The sequence below is a fragment of the Streptomyces caelestis genome (assembly GCF_001279005.1).
Classification (GTDB): Bacteria; Actinomycetota; Actinomycetes; order Streptomycetales; family Streptomycetaceae; genus Streptomyces; species Streptomyces heliomycini.
The window spans coordinates 1-16,615 of record NZ_LGCN01000143.1 but is presented as its reverse complement, the minus strand read 5'-3'; the positions used below and the strand labels follow the sequence as shown (position 1 = coordinate 16,615).

Annotated in this window: 14 protein-coding genes, 1 tRNA gene and 1 pseudogene; 2 read left to right on the top strand and 14 right to left on the bottom strand. The window is 71.2% G+C overall.

Annotation, left to right across the window (positions count from 1 at the left end; genetic code table 11):
- Positions 1–199: 199 nt before the first annotated feature.
- The 13 genes from ADK41_RS13865 to ADK41_RS13805 all read right to left on the bottom strand — a co-directional run bounded on the left by ADK41_RS13865 (position 200) and on the right by ADK41_RS13805 (position 14,726).
- Positions 200–877, bottom strand: a complete 678-nt coding sequence (locus tag ADK41_RS13865) for a low molecular weight phosphatase family protein (RefSeq protein WP_030828856.1) — start codon at positions 875–877, stop codon at positions 200–202.
- The gene (locus tag ADK41_RS13860) at positions 874–1,521 is read right to left on the bottom strand and encodes an L-threonylcarbamoyladenylate synthase (RefSeq protein WP_030828853.1); all 648 of its coding nucleotides are present in this window, start codon (positions 1,519–1,521) and stop codon (positions 874–876) included. Before ADK41_RS13860 ends, ADK41_RS13865 begins: the two co-directional genes overlap by 4 nt.
- A gap of 53 nt (positions 1,522–1,574) precedes the next feature.
- Complete coding sequence (gene prmC / locus ADK41_RS13855; RefSeq protein ID WP_030828850.1) at positions 1,575–2,420, bottom strand: peptide chain release factor N(5)-glutamine methyltransferase; 846 nt, start codon at positions 2,418–2,420, stop codon at positions 1,575–1,577.
- Between the two features lie 27 nt (positions 2,421–2,447).
- Positions 2,448–3,515: a peptide chain release factor 1 gene (gene prfA / locus ADK41_RS13850; RefSeq protein WP_030828846.1), complete on the bottom strand. Its 1,068-nt coding sequence runs from the start codon at positions 3,513–3,515 to the stop codon at positions 2,448–2,450.
- Between the two features lie 105 nt (positions 3,516–3,620).
- Positions 3,621–3,842 carry a 50S ribosomal protein L31 gene (gene rpmE, locus ADK41_RS13845; protein ID WP_030828843.1) on the bottom strand — a complete coding sequence of 74 codons (222 nt, stop codon included), beginning with the start codon at positions 3,840–3,842 and terminating at the stop codon, positions 3,621–3,623.
- Positions 3,843–4,036: 194 nt separating this feature from the next.
- Positions 4,037–5,110, bottom strand: coding sequence for an LCP family protein (locus ADK41_RS13840; protein ID WP_030828840.1), 1,074 nt, complete (start codon positions 5,108–5,110; stop codon positions 4,037–4,039).
- 345 nt (positions 5,111–5,455) lie between these two features.
- Positions 5,456–7,492, bottom strand: coding sequence for a transcription termination factor Rho (gene rho, locus ADK41_RS13835; protein WP_030828837.1), 2,037 nt, complete (start codon positions 7,490–7,492; stop codon positions 5,456–5,458).
- Positions 7,493–7,894: 402 nt separating this feature from the next.
- A complete protein-coding gene (gene thrB, locus ADK41_RS13830; RefSeq protein ID WP_030828834.1) occupies positions 7,895–8,812 on the bottom strand; it encodes a homoserine kinase in 918 nt (305 codons plus the stop codon).
- A gap of 361 nt (positions 8,813–9,173) precedes the next feature.
- Positions 9,174–10,232, bottom strand: a complete 1,059-nt coding sequence (gene thrC / locus ADK41_RS13825; protein WP_030828831.1) for a threonine synthase — start codon at positions 10,230–10,232, stop codon at positions 9,174–9,176.
- Positions 10,233–10,238: 6 nt separating this feature from the next.
- On the bottom strand, positions 10,239–11,531 hold the full coding sequence (locus ADK41_RS13820) for a homoserine dehydrogenase (RefSeq protein ID WP_030828828.1): 1,293 nt from the start codon (positions 11,529–11,531) through the stop codon (positions 10,239–10,241).
- A gap of 206 nt (positions 11,532–11,737) precedes the next feature.
- Positions 11,738–13,129 (bottom strand): diaminopimelate decarboxylase, encoded by a 1,392-nt coding sequence (gene lysA, locus ADK41_RS13815; protein ID WP_030828825.1) that lies wholly within the window; start codon positions 13,127–13,129, stop codon positions 11,738–11,740.
- Between the two features lie 20 nt (positions 13,130–13,149).
- Positions 13,150–14,166, bottom strand: coding sequence for an ArgS-related anticodon-binding protein NrtL (gene nrtL, locus ADK41_RS13810; protein ID WP_030828822.1), 1,017 nt, complete (start codon positions 14,164–14,166; stop codon positions 13,150–13,152).
- Positions 14,167–14,243: 77 nt separating this feature from the next.
- A complete protein-coding gene (locus ADK41_RS13805) occupies positions 14,244–14,726 on the bottom strand; it encodes a response regulator (RefSeq protein ID WP_078662015.1) in 483 nt (160 codons plus the stop codon).
- Positions 14,727–14,830: 104 nt separating this feature from the next.
- Between ADK41_RS13805 and ADK41_RS13800 the strand changes: the two genes are divergently transcribed.
- Both ADK41_RS13800 and ADK41_RS13795 read left to right on the top strand, forming a co-directional pair.
- Positions 14,831–14,902 (top strand) — tRNA-Arg (locus ADK41_RS13800).
- Between the two features lie 342 nt (positions 14,903–15,244).
- The gene (locus tag ADK41_RS13795; protein WP_158717682.1) at positions 15,245–15,853 is read left to right on the top strand and encodes a hypothetical protein; all 609 of its coding nucleotides are present in this window, start codon (positions 15,245–15,247) and stop codon (positions 15,851–15,853) included.
- Positions 15,854–15,925: 72 nt separating this feature from the next.
- Here ADK41_RS13795 and ADK41_RS13790 read toward each other — a convergent pair.
- A pseudogene (locus ADK41_RS13790) lies at positions 15,926–16,384 on the bottom strand (tyrosine-type recombinase/integrase); the annotation flags it as partial.
- Positions 16,385–16,615: the final 231 nt, after the last annotated feature.

Sequence of the window (16,615 nt, the reverse complement as noted above, 5' to 3'; positions counted from 1 at the left end):
CCCCGCACCGCCGTGGGCAGCCGTTCCACGTCGCTGTGGGCAGTCGTCCACGTCGCCGTGGGCAGTCGTTCCACGTCGCTGTGGGCAGTCGTTCCGCAGGGCGATGGGGGTACCTCCCATGCCTTTAGGGCAATGGGGGAGGGTGGGCACAGCGGAACAACGCCGGAGGCCCTGTGAACCCACCTCAGCAGCCGGACACCTACGCCCGAGCCGGCACCCCGGTCAGCGCGGTGACGACAGGATCCAGCGCCTCGAATATCTCGTCCCCGATGGACCGGAAGAACGTCAGCGGCGCCCCGTACGGGTCGTACACCTCGTCCGCCTCGGCCGTCGGCGCCAGAAGCCACCCGCGCAGCGCCGCGGCGGCCCGCACCAGCGCCCGGGCCCGCATGACCAGCCCCTCGTCCAACGGCGGCAACGTGGCCGGATCGATCGCGTCGACCAGCCGCGTGAACTCCTTGAGCGTGAACGTCCGCAGCCCCGCCGAGTGCCCCATCGAGATGACCTGCGCCCGGTGGTCCCGCGTGGCGGTCAGCACCAGGTCCGCCCGGATCACGTGCTCGTCCAGCAGCTCGCGCCCCGTGAACCCCGACGCGTCCGCCCCGAAGTCCGCCAGCACGGTCTCCGCGTGGGCCTCCATGGGCGCGCCCTCGTGCCCCCAGGTGCCCGCGCTCTCCACGATCAGCCCGCCCCCCAGGATCCCCAGCCGCTGGCTCACGAAATGCCGGGTCAGCCGCTCGGTGATGGGCGAGCGGCACACGTTTCCGGTACTGACGTGGAGGATGCGGAAGGTGTCGCGCGGAAACCCGAAGGTCGTCGTGATCTCCGCGCTGGATTCCCCGTTGCCTATGCCACGCCCCGACTCGGGGGCCGTCAATTCGCCACCTCGAGGTCGGGTACCACCTTGCGCAGTTCCTCCGGCGAGATCGCTCCCTCGCGCAGCAGCACCGGCACGGGGCGGGTGACGTCGACGATCGAGGAGGGCACGTTGCCGGGCGTCGGACCGCCGTCCAGGTACACGGAGACGGAGTCGCCGAGCATCTCCTGCGCGGCGTCGCAGTTCTCCGGCGCGGGGTGGCCGGTGAGGTTGGCGGAGGAGACGGCCATGGGCCCGACCTCGGTGAGCAGCTCGATGGCGACCGGGTGCAGCGGCATCCGCACGGCGACCGTGCCCCGGGTGTCCCCGAGGTCCCACTGGAGCGACGGCTGGTGCCTGGCGACCAGTGTCAGCGCGCCCGGCCAGAACGCGTCGACCAGTTCCCAGGCCAGCTCGGAGAAGTCCGTGACCAGGCCGTGCAGGGTGTTCGGGGAGCCGATGAGGACGGGCGTGGGCATGTTGCGGCCCCGGCCCTTGGCCTCCAGCAGATCGGCGACGGCCTCCGAGGTGAACGCGTCGGCGCCGATCCCGTACACGGTGTCCGTCGGCAGCACCACGAGCTCGCCCCGGCGGACGGCGGACGCGGCTTCACGCAGACCGGTCGCGCGGTCGGTCGCGTCGTTGGTGTCGTATCGCCGAGCCATCTAGCGGGCCTCCTCGTACGGGTGCTGCTGGGGGGATGAAGTATGCGGGACGGTCACGGCAGCGCCTTGCGGGCGGTGGCGAACCGGGGGCGGTTGTTCAGGTCGGGGTGGTCGGCCGCGTCGGTCCAGCCGCGGTCCTCGGCGAAGATCCACGGCACCTGGCCGCCCTGGGTGTCGGCGTGCTCGACGACGACCACCCCGCCGGGCCGCAGCAGCCGGTGTGCGGTGCGCTCCAGGCCGCGGATCAGGTGAAGCCCGTCCTCGCCGGAGAACAGGGCCAGGTCGGGATCGTAGTCGCGGGCCTCCGGCGCGACGTACTCCCACTCGGTGAGCGGGATGTACGGCGGATTGGAGACGACCAGGTCGACCTGGCCGTCGAGGTCCGGGAAGGCCGTCAGGGCGTCTCCCTGGCGCAGCTCGACCCGTGACCCCTCCATGTTCTTGCGGGTCCACGTCAGGGCGTCCTCGGACAGCTCCACGGCGTGCACGCGCGAGCGCGGCACCTCCTGGGCCAGTGCCAGCGCGATGGCGCCCGAGCCGGTGCACAGGTCGACGATGCACGGTTCGACGACGTCCATGGCGCGGACGGCGTCTATCGCCCAGCCGACCACCGACTCGGTCTCGGGGCGCGGCACGAACACCCCCGGCCCGACCTGGAGCTCCAGATAGCGGAAGTAGGCGCGTCCGGTAATGTGCTGGAGCGGCTCGCGCGCTTCGCGGCGCGCGATGACCTCCCAGTACCGGGCGTCGAAGTCCGAGTCCTTCACCACGTGCAGCTCGCCGCGCTTGACGCCGTGCACGAACGCGGCGAGCTCCTCCGCGTCGGTGCGCGGCGAGGGCACGCCGGCGTCGGCGAGCCGCTGGGTGGCCTGGGCCACCTCGGCGAGCAGCAGGTTCACGACGGTCCTCCGGGCTGTCTACGGGGTTTACGCGGCGGCGAGCTTGGCGGCCGAGTCCGCGTCGACGCAGGCCTGGATCACCGCGGCGAGGTCGCCGTCCAGGACCTGGTCCAGGTTGTACGCCTTGAAGCCGACGCGGTGGTCCGAGATGCGGTTCTCCGGGAAGTTGTACGTGCGGATCTTCTCGGAGCGGTCGACGGTGCGGACCTGGCTGCGGCGGGCGTCGGCGGCCTCCCGCTCCGCCTCCTCCTGCGCCGCCGCGAGGAGCCTGGAGCGCAGGATACGCAGTGCCTGCTCCTTGTTCTGCAGCTGGCTCTTCTCGTTCTGGCAGGAGGCCACGACTCCGGTCGGGATGTGCGTGATGCGCACGGCGGAGTCGGTGGTGTTGACGGACTGGCCGCCGGGTCCGGAGGAGCGGTAGACGTCGATGCGCAGGTCGTTCGGGTTGATCTCGACGTCGACCTCCTCCGCCTCGGGGGTCACCAGGACGCCCGCCGCGGAGGTGTGGATGCGGCCCTGCGACTCGGTGGCCGGCACCCGCTGCACGCGGTGCACGCCGCCCTCGTACTTCAGCCGGGCCCACACGCCCTGGCCGGGCTCGAGCTGCCCGCGGGCCTTCACCGCCACCTGGACGTCCTTGTAGCCGCCCAGCTCGGACTCGGTGGCGTCGATGATCTCGGTCTTCCAGCCGACGCGCTCGGCGTAGCGCAGGTACATGCGCAGCAGGTCGCCGGCGAACAGGGCGGACTCGTCGCCGCCCGCGCCCGCCTTGATCTCGAGGATGACGTCCTTGTCGTCGCTGGGGTCGCGCGGGACCAGCAGCAGCCGGAGCTTCTCGGTGAGCTCCTCGCGCTGCCGCTCCAGGTCCTTGACCTCGGCGGCGAAGTCGGGGTCGTCGGCCGCCAGTTCGCGCGCGGTCTCGACGTCGTCGCCCGTCTGCCTCCAGGAGCGGTACGTGGCGACGATCGGGGTGAGCTCGGCGTAGCGCTTGTTCAGCTTGCGCGCATTGGCCTGGTCGGCGTGGACCGACGGATCGGCGAGCTTCTTCTCCAGGTCGGCGTGCTCGGCGACGAGTTCCTCGACGGCCTCGAACATCTTGGGCTCCTGCTGGTACGTGGGTGAAGGGCGGGCGACCAAAAACGCCGGTCCCGGCCGCACCCCGGGGTGGGGCGCTGCCGTGGACCGGCGATTGGAGGCTCGCTACTTCTTGGAGCCGGCGGCCTTGCCGAAGCGGGCCTCGAAGCGGGCCACACGGCCACCGGTGTCGAGGATCTTCTGCTTGCCCGTGTAGAACGGGTGGCACTCGGAGCAGACCTCGGCGCGGATGGTGCCGCTGCCGATCGTGCTGCGGGTGGTGAACGACGCGCCGCAGGTGCAGCTGACCTGCGTCTCGACGTACTCGGGGTGGATGTCGCGCTTCAAGGTGTCTCCTAGGTTCGGGAGGGCGCCGGGTCGCCTCCGCGGGGTGCGGGAGCGTGAACCGGGGCCGACTCACCAGTCTGCCAGGACTGGGGTCATCACCCAAAACCGGGGGCGGTGGCCGGGTATTCCCGCGGGCCGGCGAGGGCGCCCCGCGCCCGTGCGGCAAAGCCGTGCATCGGCACGGCCGCGCGCTTTCAGGCGGTGTCCACGACGTCCTTCGCTCCGCCCTTGGCCGTGTTCCGGGTGACGCTCCCGGGGATGGGGTCGTCCTTCCTCAGGGCGTCCCAGACCTGTCCGGCCTCGGTTTCCCGCACCAGGACCCGGTTGCCGTCCGCCGGGTCGTACCGGACCGGCAGGGTGATCATGTGCATGTTGGCGGGGGTGATGTCCCTCAGGCCGTTGGCGAAGGCCATCAGGGAGTTCACCGAGCCCAGGTCGGAGTCGGTGGTGACGGCCTTGGTGGCGGTGTCGGCGAGGTCGTACAGCTTCTTGGGGTGGGTGAGGACGCCGACCTCCTCGACCTGCCGCACCAGGGCCTTGACGAAGGCCTGCTGGAGCTGGATGCGGCCGAGGTCGGAGCCGTCGCCGACGCCGTGCCGGGTGCGCACCAGGCCGAGGGCCTGCGCGCCGTCGAGCCGGTGGGTGCCGGCCTCGAGTCGCAGGTGGCTGTCGGGGTCGTCGATGTCCTTGCCGGTGGTGACCTCGACGCCGCCGAGTTCGTCGACGAGCTTCTGGAAGCCCGTGAAGTCGACCTCCAGGTAGTGGTCCAGGCGCAGGCCGGTGAGCGACTCGACGGTCTTCACCGCGCAGGCCGCCCCGCCCGTGGCGTAGGCGGAGTTGAACATCACGCCGCTCGCCGCGGGGTGGGTGACGCCGTCGGCGCCGGTGCACTCGGGGCGGTCGACGACGGTGTCGCGCGGGAGGGAGACCACGCTCGCCTTCTTACGGCCCTCGTGGACGTGCACGATCATCGCGGTGTCCGAGCGGGCGCTCCCCCCGTCGGCGCCGCCGCCGAGCTTCCCGTTGTCGCCGGAGCGGGTGTCGGAGCCGAGGACGAGTATGTTCTCGGAGCCGTTGTCGGCCTTCTCGGGCCGGTCGGCGCCGAGGATCCGGTCGATGTCGAGGCTCTCGATGTTGCCGTTGAGCTTGACGTACAGGTATCCGGCGCCGGCGCCGCCGAGGGCGACGACGCCGACGGCGGTCCAGGCCGCGGCCCTCAGGCCCCGGCGCCGCTTGCCTGGGCGGCTCGGTGTGCTCTCGGCGGACATGTGCTCCTCGGCTCGTCCTCGGTCGGCCGTCCCCGCACGCGGTGTCGGCCCCGGCCCTCACAGCCGTACGCCATCCATCGTCCCGCCGTCGGGGCGAACGGGAAAACGCGGGACGGGACCGCACGGCGGGCCGTGCCGGGCCGGCGGGCGTCCGGGGTGCGGGGTTTCGCGCGGAACCGGCGGTCGCCCCGCCGACCCGCGGGTCGACCGAAGGGGTGTACGTCCCGGCGCCGGTCCCGCCGGACCCGCCGGACCTCGTCGTGACGGAGCTCTCGGCGCACCTCTCGCCGCACGCGAAAGGGCCGCTCCCCGGCGGGAGCGGCCCTTTCGGCGGAAGGCCCGACGTCAGTCGCCGTTGCCCGGCGTCGGCGTCGTCTTCTGGATCTGCATCAGGAACTCGGCGTTCGACTTCGTCTGCTTCATCTTGTCGAGGAGCAGCTCGACCGCCTGCTGCTGGTCGAGGGCGTGCAGCACCCGCCGCAGCTTCCAGACGATGGCGAGCTCGTCGCTGGCGAGCAGGATCTCTTCCTTACGGGTGCCGGACGCGTCGACGTCCACCGCGGGGAAGATGCGCTTGTCGGCGAGCTTCCGGTCGAGCTTGAGCTCCGCGTTGCCGGTGCCCTTGAACTCCTCGAAGATCACCTCGTCCATGCGGGACCCGGTGTCCACCAGGGCGGTGGCGAGGATGGTCAGCGAGCCGCCGTCCTCGATGTTGCGGGCCGCACCGAAGAAGCGCTTCGGCGGGTACAGGGCGGTCGAGTCGACACCACCGGACAGGATGCGGCCGGAGGCCGGGGCGGCGAGGTTGTACGCACGGCCCAGACGCGTGATCGAGTCGAGCAGCACGACGACGTCGTGACCCAGCTCCACCAGGCGCTTGGCGCGCTCGATGGCGAGCTCGGCGACCGTGGTGTGGTCCTCGGCCGGGCGGTCGAAGGTCGAGGAGATGACCTCGCCCTTGACCGACCGCTGCATGTCGGTGACCTCTTCCGGACGCTCGTCGACGAGGACGACCATCAGGTGGCACTCGGGGTTGTTGTGGGTGATCGCGTTGGCGATCGCCTGCATGATCATGGTCTTGCCGGTCTTCGGCGGGGCCACGATCAGACCGCGCTGGCCCTTGCCGATCGGCGACACGAGGTCGATGATCCGCGTGGTCAGCACGCCCGGGTCCGTCTCCAGGCGGAGGCGGTCCTGCGGGTAGAGCGGGGTGAGCTTGTTGAACTCCGGGCGGCCGCGGCCGTGTTCGGGCGCCATGCCGTTGACGGAGTCGAGGCGGACCAGCGCGTTGAACTTCTCGCGGCGCTCGCCCTCCTTGGGCTGGCGCACGGCGCCGGTGACGTGGTCGCCCTTGCGCAGGCCGTTCTTGCGGACCTGGGCGAGGGAGACGTACACGTCGTTCGGACCGGGCAGGTAGCCGGAGGTCCGGATGAACGCGTAGTTGTCGAGGATGTCGAGGATGCCGGCGACCGGGATCAGGACGTCGTCGTCGGTGAGCTGCGGCTCGGAGGCCATCTCGTCGCGGCCCCGACGGCCACGGCGGTCGCGGTAGCGCCCGCGGCGGCCGCGGCGGCCGCCCTCGAAGTCGTCGTCGTCGTGCTGACGGTCCTGTCGGCCGCCGCCCTGCTGGCTCTGCTGACGGCCCTGGCCCTGCTGCTGGTCGTCGCCCTTGTTGCGACGGTCACCGCGCTCGCCGCGCTCGCCGCGGTCACCACGCTCGCCGCGGTCACGGTCGCGGCCGCGCTCACGGCGGTCGCGGCGGCGGCCCTCGCCGCCGTCGTGGTCGCCCTTGGCGTCGCCCTGCTGCTGCGACTGCTGCTGGGCCGGGTTCTCGGCCTTGGGCTCGGCCTTCGCCTCGGCGGTGACCGTCTCGGTCGCGGCGGCGGCCGGGGCGCCCGCCTCGGCGGTGGCGCGACGGCGGCGGCGCTCGGCGGGAGCGGCCTCCTCGGCCTGCTCGGCCGGGACCTTCGGGGAGGGCTGGCCCGGGATGTCGATCTGCTGCTGGGCCGCGGCCTTCTCGGCGGGGGCCTGCTCGGCCTTGGCGTCGGCCTTCTTCTCGGCGGCCTCACCCGTACGGGTCCGGGAGGTGGCACGGCGCTTGGGCTTGGTCTCGGCGGCGGCCTCGGCCTTGGCCGGGGCGGCGCCTCCGCCGGCCTGCGCCTCCTTGATGACCTCGATCAGCTGGCTCTTGCGCATACGCGCGGTGCCCCTGATTCCGAGGCCGGACGCGACCTGCTGCAGCTCGGCCAGCACCATGCCCTCGAGGCCGGTACCGCGGCGCCGCCGGGAGCCGGCACCGCCGGCAGGCGCGGAAGCGTCCGTGGCGGGCGCGGCAGCGGTCTCCTCGACACGTGCGCCCATCAGATCGGTGGTGTCGCTCACGAAGGGTCCTTCCCTGGAGCGGACGTCGGCCTGTCTGGCTCGGCGACCGGTTGTGCTGTCCGGCATCGGTCCTTGCTGTGTGAACCGTGCCGGGGCGGTTGTCCGCCTGAGCGGCGGAAGAGATATCTGGTGATGGCGCTTCCCCGAGCCGTGGCATCCAGTGTCACGTGGCGTGGTCGCACCGGTTCCGAAGCCCGCCCCACGGGCCGTTCAGCGTCCGCGTACGACGTACTGCCCGCGTACGTAGCAGAGAACACAGTGCGGCTTGGGGGGCTCCCGGAAGAATGTCTGTCCCGGACGGGGACACGAGGCACCTCGCCATGGTGGGGTCGGGTGCAGACTTGAGATTAACACTACCGGATCCAACAAACATTCCCCCTCTCGAAATCCGGCGACCGTGTGTCAGGTGGCGAGCGGAAGCACGCTCGCGCCCCGCACGTCGAGACCGAGCCGATTGGCGGCCCAGCCGGTGCCGGCCAGTGCTTCGACCTTGTCGGCCGTGCCCGCGTCCGCCAGCGCCATGACCGTGGGACCGGCGCCGGAGATCACCGCGGGGATGCCGTCCCCGCGCAGCCGCTCCACCAGGGCGGCGCTCTCCGGCATGGCCGGGGCGCGGTACTCCTGGTGCAGCCGGTCCTCGGTGGCGGGCAGCAGCAGCTCGGGGCGCCTGGTCAGGGCCTCGACGAGCAGGGCCGCACGGCCTGCGTTGGCGGCGGCGTCGACGTGCGGCACGGTGCGCGGGAGCAGGCCGCGCGCGGTCTCGGTGAGGACCGGCTTCCCGGGCACGAAAACCACCGGAACGATGGAATCGGCGGGATCCATCCTGATCGCCCGGGCCGCGCCGCCCTCCATCCAGGACAGGGTGAAACCGCCCAGCAGGCAGGCCGCGACGTTGTCGGGGTGACCCTCGATCTCGGTGGCGAGTTCGAGGAGCGCGGTGTCGTCGAGCCTGGCCTCGGCGCCTATGGTCACGGCGCGGGCGGCGACGATCCCGGCGCAGATGGCGGCGGAGGAGGAGCCCAGGCCGCGGCCGTGCGGGATGCGGTTGGCGCAGACGATCTCCAGGCCGCGCGGCTGTCCGCCGAGCAGGTCGAAGGCGGTGCGCAGGGAGCGTACGAGCAGATGGCTCTCGTCGCGCGGGAGGGTCTCGCCGCCCTCACCGGCGATGTCGATGTGCAGCCCGGAGTCGGCCACCCGGACGACCACGTCGTCGTAGAGACCCAGCGCGAGGCCGAGGGCGTCGAAGCCCGGGCCGAGGTTGGCGCTGGTGGCGGGGACGCGCACCCGGACGGCGGCGGCGCGGAACGCGGGACCGGCCATCGCTCGAAGACTCTCCTTGAGCTGCGTGACTGTCGAACGGAATTCGACGGACGTTCGTCGGACATACGAGGGCGTACGAAACCCCCTGGGATCGCCGCCGGCCGGGGTGGCCGGCCGCTCTCCGGACCCTCCGGGCCGCTTTCCGGACCACGGAGAGACCGCGGAGACACCGCGATGCCGCGGCATATGCGGTGGGCGGGTTCGGTACAGCCTATCGAAGGAAGGTTCAGTGACGACATAGGGCGCACAGGAGGCGCACGATGCGTGTCGCAAGCCCTCTGTGCACCCCTGGAGAGAACTTTCCCAGGCGGGCGCGTTCTTACGCCCGTTGCGCGGACCCTCTCCCGGATCGCCGCTCGCGCTAGACGAGGCCGAGCCGCTGGGCGGCGGTCGCGGCGTCCACGGGGACGGTGACCGGCTGCGGAGCGCCGGCGACGGCCCAGTCCGGGTCCTTCAGGCCGTTGCCGGTGACGGTGCACACGATCCGCTGCCCCGGGTCGACCCTGCCCTGCTCGGCGGCCTTCAGCAGACCGGCCACCGAAGCGGCGGACGCGGGCTCGACGAAGACGCCCTCCTGCGAGGCCAACAGCCGGTAGGCGCGCAGGATCTCACGGTCGGTCACCTCGTCGATGGCGCCGCCCGACTCGTCCCGCGCGGCGAGCGCGAAGTCCCAGGAGGCGGGGTTGCCGATGCGGATGGCGGTGGCGATGGTCGACGGGTCCTTGACGACCTCGCCGCGCACGATCGGCGCGCTGCCGGAAGCCTGGAAGCCCCACATGCGCGGCGTCCTCGTGCTGACGCGGTCGGCGGCGTACTCCTTGTACCCCTTCCAGTACGCGGTGATGTTGCCCGCGTTACCCACCGGCAGGACGTGGATGTCGGGCGCGTCGCCCAGCATGTCCACGATCTCGAAGGCGGCGGTCTTCTGGCCCTCGATGCGCACCGGGTTGACCGAATTGACCAGCGCCACCGGGTAGTTGTCGCTCAGCGCGCGGGCCAGCGTGAGGCAGTCGTCGAAGTTGCCGTCGACCTGGAGGATCTTCGCGCCGTGCACCAGCGCCTGGCCCATCTTGCCGAGCGCGATCTTGCCCTGCGGCACGAGCACGGCGGAGACCATGCCCGCGCGCACGCCGTACGCGGCGGCGGAGGCGGAGGTGTTGCCGGTGGAGGCGCAGATGACGGCCTGCGCGCCCTCCTCCTTGGCCTTGGAGATGGCCATGGTCATCCCGCGGTCCTTGAAGGACCCGGTCGGGTTCGCGCCCTCGACCTTGAGGTGCACCTCGCAGCCCGTGCGCTCGGAGAGCACCTGCGCGGGCACGAGCGGCGTGCCGCCCTCACGGAGCGTCACGACCGGCGTGGTGTCGGATACCGGCAGCCGGTCCCGGTACTCCTCGATGATTCCGCGCCACTGGTGGGTCATTGCTGGTTACTCTCCTTCAACCCGCATGATGCTGGCGACACCGCGCACGGTGTCGAGCTTGCGCAACGCCTCGACGGTCCCGCCGAGGGCGGCGTCGGACGCACGGTGGGTGACGACGACGAGGGAGGCCTCACCGTCCTTGCCCTGCTGGCGGACCGTGTCGATCGAGACACCGTGCTCGGCGAACACGGTCGCGACCTGGGCCAGGACGCCCGGTTTGTCGGCCACGTCGAGGCTGATGTGGTAGCGCGTGACGACCTCGCCCATCGACGAGACGGGCAGCGCGGCGTACGCCGACTCCCCCGGCCCGGTCGTCCCGCCGACCCGGTTGCGCCCCACGGCGACCAGGTCCCCGAGCACGGCGGAGGCGGTCGGCGCGCCGCCCGCGCCCGGCCCGTAGAACATCAGCTGCCCGGAGGCGTCCGACTCGACGAACACGGCGTTGTAGGCGCCGCGCACGGAGGCGAGCGGGTGGCCGAGCGGGATCATCGCCGGATGCACCCGCGCGGTGACCGACGCGCCGTCCCCGGCCCGCTCGCAGATGGCGAGCAGCTTGATGGTGCAGCCCATCTCCTTCGCGGAGGCGAAGTCGGCGGCGGTGACCTCGGTCATGCCCTCGCGGTGGACGTCGTCGAGGCGCACCCGCGTGTGGAAGGCGATCCCGGCCAGGATGGCGGCCTTGGCGGCGGCGTCGAAGCCCTCGACGTCGGCGGTGGGGTCGGCCTCGGCGTACCCGAGCGCGGTGGCCTCGTCGAGGGCCTCCTGGTAGCCGGCGCCGGTGGTGTCCATCTTGTCGAGGATGAAGTTGGTCGTCCCGTTGACGATGCCGAGCACCCGGTTGACCTTGTCCCCGGCGAGCGACTCGCGCAGCGGGCGGATCAGCGGGATGGCGCCGGCGACGGCGGCCTCGTAGTAGAGGTCCTTGCCGTGCTCCTCGGCGGCGGCGTGCAGCGCGGCGCCGTCCTGGGCGAGCAGCGCCTTGTTCGCGGAGACGACGGACGCGCCGTGCTCGAAGGCGGTGGTGATGAGCGTGCGGGCGGGCTCGATGCCGCCGATGACCTCCACGACGATGTCGAGGTCGCCCCGTTTGACGAGCGCGGTGGCGTCGGTGGTGACCAGGGCGGGGTCGATCCCCTCGCGCACCCGGTCGGGCCGCCGCACGGCCACGCCCGCGAGCTCCACCGGGGCCCCGATGCGGGCGGCGAGGTCGTCGGCGTGCGTCGTCATGATGCGCGCCACCTCTGAGCCGACCACTCCACAGCCCAGCAGCGCCACCTTCAGCGGACGCGTACGCATCATCCGACCTCGATTCCTGATTACCGTCTCGGTTGCACCAGTCTCACTCACCGGACGGGGGTTTCTTTCCCCGGTCCGGATCGTGAGACATCTATTTCATTTTCATGACCGAAAAGACAGAAGATCTTCCGCCGTCCGATCAGGTTCTTTGTCGCCACTCATCCGACATGGCCGCGCATCCGGCACCGTCGCCCCGCCGGCGTCGCGGCTCATCCGACGTCGAGACGGAGGAGGTCCTCCTCCGTCTCCCGCCGCACGATCACGCGCGCCTCGCCGTCCCGGACGGCGACGACGGGCGGACGCAGCACGTGGTTGTAGTTGCTGGCCATGGACCGGCAGTACGCCCCGGTCGCCGGCACGGCGACGAGGTCGCCCGGAGCCAGGTCCCCCGGCAGGAAGGCGTCCTTCACCACGATGTCACCGCTTTCGCAGTGCTTGCCGACGACCCGGCACAGCACCGGCTCGGCGTCGGACACCCGGGAGGCCAAGGCGACGCTGTACTCGGCGTCGTACAGCGCGGTGCGGATGTTGTCCGACATCCCGCCGTCCACGGAGACGTACGTCCGCAGCCCCTCCAGCGGCTTGACGGTGCCGACCTCGTAGAGCGTGAAGGCGGTGGGCCCGACGACGGCGCGCCCCGGCTCCACGGAGATCCGGGGGGTCGTCAGCCGCGCGGCCTCGCACTCCCGTGTGACGATCTCGGTCAGCGCCTTGGCGATCTCGTGCGGCTCGCGCGGGTCGTCGCCGCTGGTGTACGCGATCCCGAGCCCGCCCCCGAGGTCGATCTCGGGCAGCTCGACCCCGTGCTCGTCGCGGATCTCCCTGAGCAGCCCGACGACCCGGTGCGCGGCGACCTCGAAGCCCGACATGTCGAAGATCTGCGACCCGATGTGCGAGTGGATCCCGATGAGCTCGATCCCGTCGAGCTGCAGGGCCCGCCGCACGGCTTCCGCCGCCTGCCCGCCGGCCAGCGGGATGCCGAACTTCTGGTCCTCGTGGGCGGTGGCGATGAACTCGTGCGTGTGCGCCTCGACGCCCACGGTGATGCGGATCTGCACCCGCTGCCGCCTGCCGAGCTCCCGCGCGATGTGCGCGACGCGGACGATCTCCTGGAACGAGTCGAGCACGATCCGCCCGATCCCTGCCTCCACGGCCCGCCGGATCTCCGCGACGGACTTGTTGTTGCCGTGGAAGGCGATCCGCTCGGCGGGCATCCCGCCGGACAGCGCGGTGGCCAGCTCCCCGCCCGAGCACACGTCGAGGTTCAGCCCCTCCTCGTCCAGCCACCGCACGACGGCCCGGGAGAGGAACGCCTTGCCGGCGTAGAACACGTCGGCGTCGCCGCCGAAGGCGGTGCGCCAGGCCCGCGCCCGGGCCCGGAAGTCCCGCTCGTCGAGGAAGTAGGCGGGGGTGCCGAACTCCTCGGCGAGCCGCTTGACGTCGATCCCGCCGACGGTGAGCACGCCGTCCGCGTCACGGGTGACGGTCTCGGCCCACACCTTGGGGTCGAGGGCGTTGAGGTCGGCGGGCGGTGCGGAGTAGTGCCCCTCGGGGAGGACGTCGGCGTGACGGGGCCCGGCGGGGTGTGCGGAACGGCTCATGGTCTTCTCTCTGGGCTCTCTCAGAGGTGGTCGGGTGCGTCGATGCCGAGCAGGGACAGGCCGCCGGCCAGCACCGTCCCGGCGGCGTCGGCGAGCGCGAGCCGGGCACGGTGGGCGGCCGAGGGTTTCTCCTCACCGAGGGGCAGCACGGCGGGAAACAGGGGCAGTACGGCGTCGGCGACGGCGACGAGCTGCCGGGCGAGCCGGTCGGGCGCACGGTGGACCGCGGCGGCCGCGAGGATCCGGGGATGGTCGGCGAGGACCTGGACCAGCGTCCGGTCCTCCGCCACGGGACCGGGCTCGGGCCCGAAGCCGAGATCGGCGGCGTTGCGCAGGAGCGCCCGGGTCCGGGCGTGGGCGTACCGCACCCGGAAGAGGGGGTTGCCCTCCCGCTGCACCAGGTGCTCGCCGCCGATCCGGGGCCGGTCGTGCGGGGCGGGGTACAGCAGGGCCCAGCGGGCGGCGTCACGGCCGAGCGGGAGGGGGTCGGCGGGCGCGGGGACGGGCCGGACGACGGCGCCGTGGTCGTCGTCGAGGTGGTCGAGGTCGTCGTGGTCGTCGTGGTCGTCGTGGTCGTCGAGGTGGACGACGGCGCCCTGGGACCGGAGGATCCGGCCGAGCGCCTCGGCCTGGACGACGGCTCGCACCTCGGGGACCGCGCGGAGCCGGACGGTGTGGCCGCGCAGGGCGTCACCGTGCCCATACCGGGAACCGCATCGCAGGATCTCGCGGACGAGACCGGCGCTCCCGGCGCGGGCGAGGCTGATGTTGAGGAACCCGGGTCCGGTGACGACGACGTCGCTGATGCCGGGGGCTCCCAGAAGACGGGGCCGGAGGATCTCGGCGACCCGCTGGGCCTGCTCCCCCGCCGGCCGCGCGAGCTGAAGGGCGACATTGGTCGCGTAGTCCCCGCACCCTCCGGGCCCCGGAGGCGTCACGCGGACCCGCTCGGGCAGGACCGCCACCCTCAGCTCCCCCTCGTCGACGGCACGGCGCACCGCCTGCAGCACGGTGCGGGAGAGCTCGACGGGGGTCACGGGACAAGCGTAGGGGAGGAGGGGGGTGGGTAGACGAATGAGTTGGGCCACGGTCCCGAGATGTGGACGGCCGCCGCTCACCCTCCCGCGTGCCCGGCGGCCGGCTCGGCGTCCCCGGGCCCGCGCACACGTCCGAGGGGCCCCGGAATCAGCCGCTGGACGGTCCGGACGAGCTCCGCGGGATCGAAGGGCTTGGCGAGGAAGGCGTCCACCCCCACCTCGAGCCCGTTCTCGACCTCGTACCGGGTGCAGGCGCTCACCATGAGGAGCGGAAGGTGACCGGTCCGGGGATCGGCGCGCAGCCGGGCGGCCGTCCGGAACCCATCGAGCCGCGGCATGACGACGTCGAGGGTGACGAGGTCGGGCCGCACCTGATGGACGACTTCCAGACACTCGGCACCATCGGCCGCGGTCACGACCTCGATGCCCTCCAGCTCGAGGTTGACCCTGATCAACTGCCGGATGACCTTGTTGTCGTCCACAACAAGAACCCGGCCCGACGCCCCTGGCACCCCTCGAGAGTAGGCGGCCCCCGGCCACCGCGTCCGGCGTTTCCCCACTTCCACCCCGCGCGGGCGGCCCCTCCTGCGAAAACGGGTTCATGACCACCCCCGGGGAGCTGGTAGTGTTCTACCCGTCGCCGCGATCACCGCGCGGAGGACACGCCCCCGTAGCTCAGGGGATAGAGCAACGGCCTCCGGAGCCGTGTGCGCAGGTTCGAATCCTGCCGGGGGCACCCAGCATGAGGTGCCCAAAGACCCCGTCACCAGCGGAAACGCTGAGGCCGGGGTCTTCGCGTATGTGCAGGCGTGTGCAGCGCGCAGCGACCCTATGACTCAGTCTGTGGACTATTCGTGGACAGCATCTTGAGGCTTCTCCCCAGGTCAGCCCCGACAATGGCAGGCCCCCTGGACGAGTCAAGAGACCGGGTAGCAGACGCCACGCGGGGTGGGCCGTCGGCGGTGTCATGCCGGCAGCAACTCCCCCCTGCCGACTATCAGCGACTGGAGCGAGCGACGCGGGTGCGTTAGCTACCGTCTGCACATCAAGGGAACTCAGCTGAGCCCAGGGGGTGGAGATGTCCGGCGCGACTATCTCTGTGATCGTCGCAATCGTTGGTGTAGGTGGCACGTTGGCTTCGGCAGTGATCACTCAGGTCTTCGCTCAGCGGGCGGAGTTGCGGAGGCTGGAGCAAGAAGAACGGGTCCGTGTCACAGAGCAGCAGGCTTCTGAAGATCAACGCAGGATCGATCAGCTCCGGAGCTGTTACGTTCTGCTCAACGCCCATGATCGTCACTACAGAGACGCGATGCTGGCATACGCGTACGCACTGAAATCGGGACCTGCCGACGCGGAAGCAGCGGAAGTGAGCAGTGCGCGGCGTACCCAACGAGATACCCGTGCTGAAGCTCAGTTGGTGGCAAGCGACGCGGTTCTTGAGCTTGAGAGCAAAGTGAACGCCCAGCTCACGGTCGCCTACAGGCACCTGATGGAGCTAGCAGGTATGCCGGACTCACCCGCTCGTCAGGCGAAGCTCGCCCAGGTCATTGGTCTCTTGGACTCGCTCACCCCGCAGCAGGGGCATGTGCGAGCGCTCATGCGTCTGGAGGTACGTGCCACCCAAGAGCTTCCGAACTGGTACAACCCCGATCTCGGGTTGGCGACGCACCAGCAGATCAGCTCCTGACGATCTATAGCTGCGTTGCCAAAAATGTGGGCCCTCGGAGGTTCCGAGGGCCCACATCTGGCGCAACAGTGATCACTCGTATTCGCGCAGCAGCTCTTCGATCTTGCGGTTGACGATCTCCTGCCGTCCGTCGATGCACTTGGCGTAGCGGCTCAGCAGGACCTCCACGCTGTTGCCCGCACGCTCGGCGACCTCTGTCGGATCCACCCCGGAGTTGAGCCAAGTCGACAGTGTCGAATGCCGGAGGTCATACGGGCGAGCCGCGAGCGGAGAGGCGACCGCGGCCGGCGGAAGCGCCAGCGCACGGGCCTCCTGCCAGACGCGGTAGTACGTCGAGGAGCCGACCACTCCCCCACGCTCGTTGGTGAACAGCCGCCCGTCCTCGGCGGTGCCGAACGTGTCGAGGTGCTGCCGGAGGATGGCGACGAGCTGGGGCGGGATCGGGACGAGCCGGACCTCCTCCGCCGGGCGGTTCTTGAGGCCCCGGTCGTCATGGGTCTCACCGGAGTCCCTCCACTGCTTCCCGACGCTAACCTCGCGCTTTCATCAAGCGAGCTGTCCGGCAGGCGGGCAGAAAAGCAGAAAGTGCCTCTGACCAGCAACAATGAGGATTGTCGAGGTCCTTGTTCCTGCCACCGCCGGAGGCACTTCCCAGGTGAAGCACTCTATCGGGTCCTATCCCCGTGTCCGCGTCCAGGACGACGGCCGCCAGGTCGTCTCCCAGGCCGGTTCGGTCCTGCTGGTCGAAACGGTCCGCAAGAC

Bases quoted from the DNA above. Each gene is read 5' to 3' on its own strand.
- ADK41_RS13860 (WP_030828853.1), bottom strand. From the start codon at position 1,521: ATGGCTCGGCGATACGACACCAACGACGCGACCGACCGCGCGACCGGT.
- prfA (WP_030828846.1), bottom strand. From the start codon at position 3,515: ATGTTCGAGGCCGTCGAGGAACTCGTCGCCGAGCACGCCGACCTGGAG.
- ADK41_RS13840 (WP_030828840.1), bottom strand. From the start codon at position 5,110: ATGTCCGCCGAGAGCACACCGAGCCGCCCAGGCAAGCGGCGCCGGGGC.
- thrB (WP_030828834.1), bottom strand. From the start codon at position 8,812: ATGGCCGGTCCCGCGTTCCGCGCCGCCGCCGTCCGGGTGCGCGTCCCC.
- thrC (WP_030828831.1), bottom strand. From the start codon at position 10,232: ATGACCCACCAGTGGCGCGGAATCATCGAGGAGTACCGGGACCGGCTG.
- ADK41_RS13820 (WP_030828828.1), bottom strand. From the start codon at position 11,531: ATGATGCGTACGCGTCCGCTGAAGGTGGCGCTGCTGGGCTGTGGAGTG.
- lysA (WP_030828825.1), bottom strand. From the start codon at position 13,129: ATGAGCCGTTCCGCACACCCCGCCGGGCCCCGTCACGCCGACGTCCTC.
- ADK41_RS13795 (WP_158717682.1), top strand. From the start codon at position 15,245: ATGTCCGGCGCGACTATCTCTGTGATCGTCGCAATCGTTGGTGTAGGT.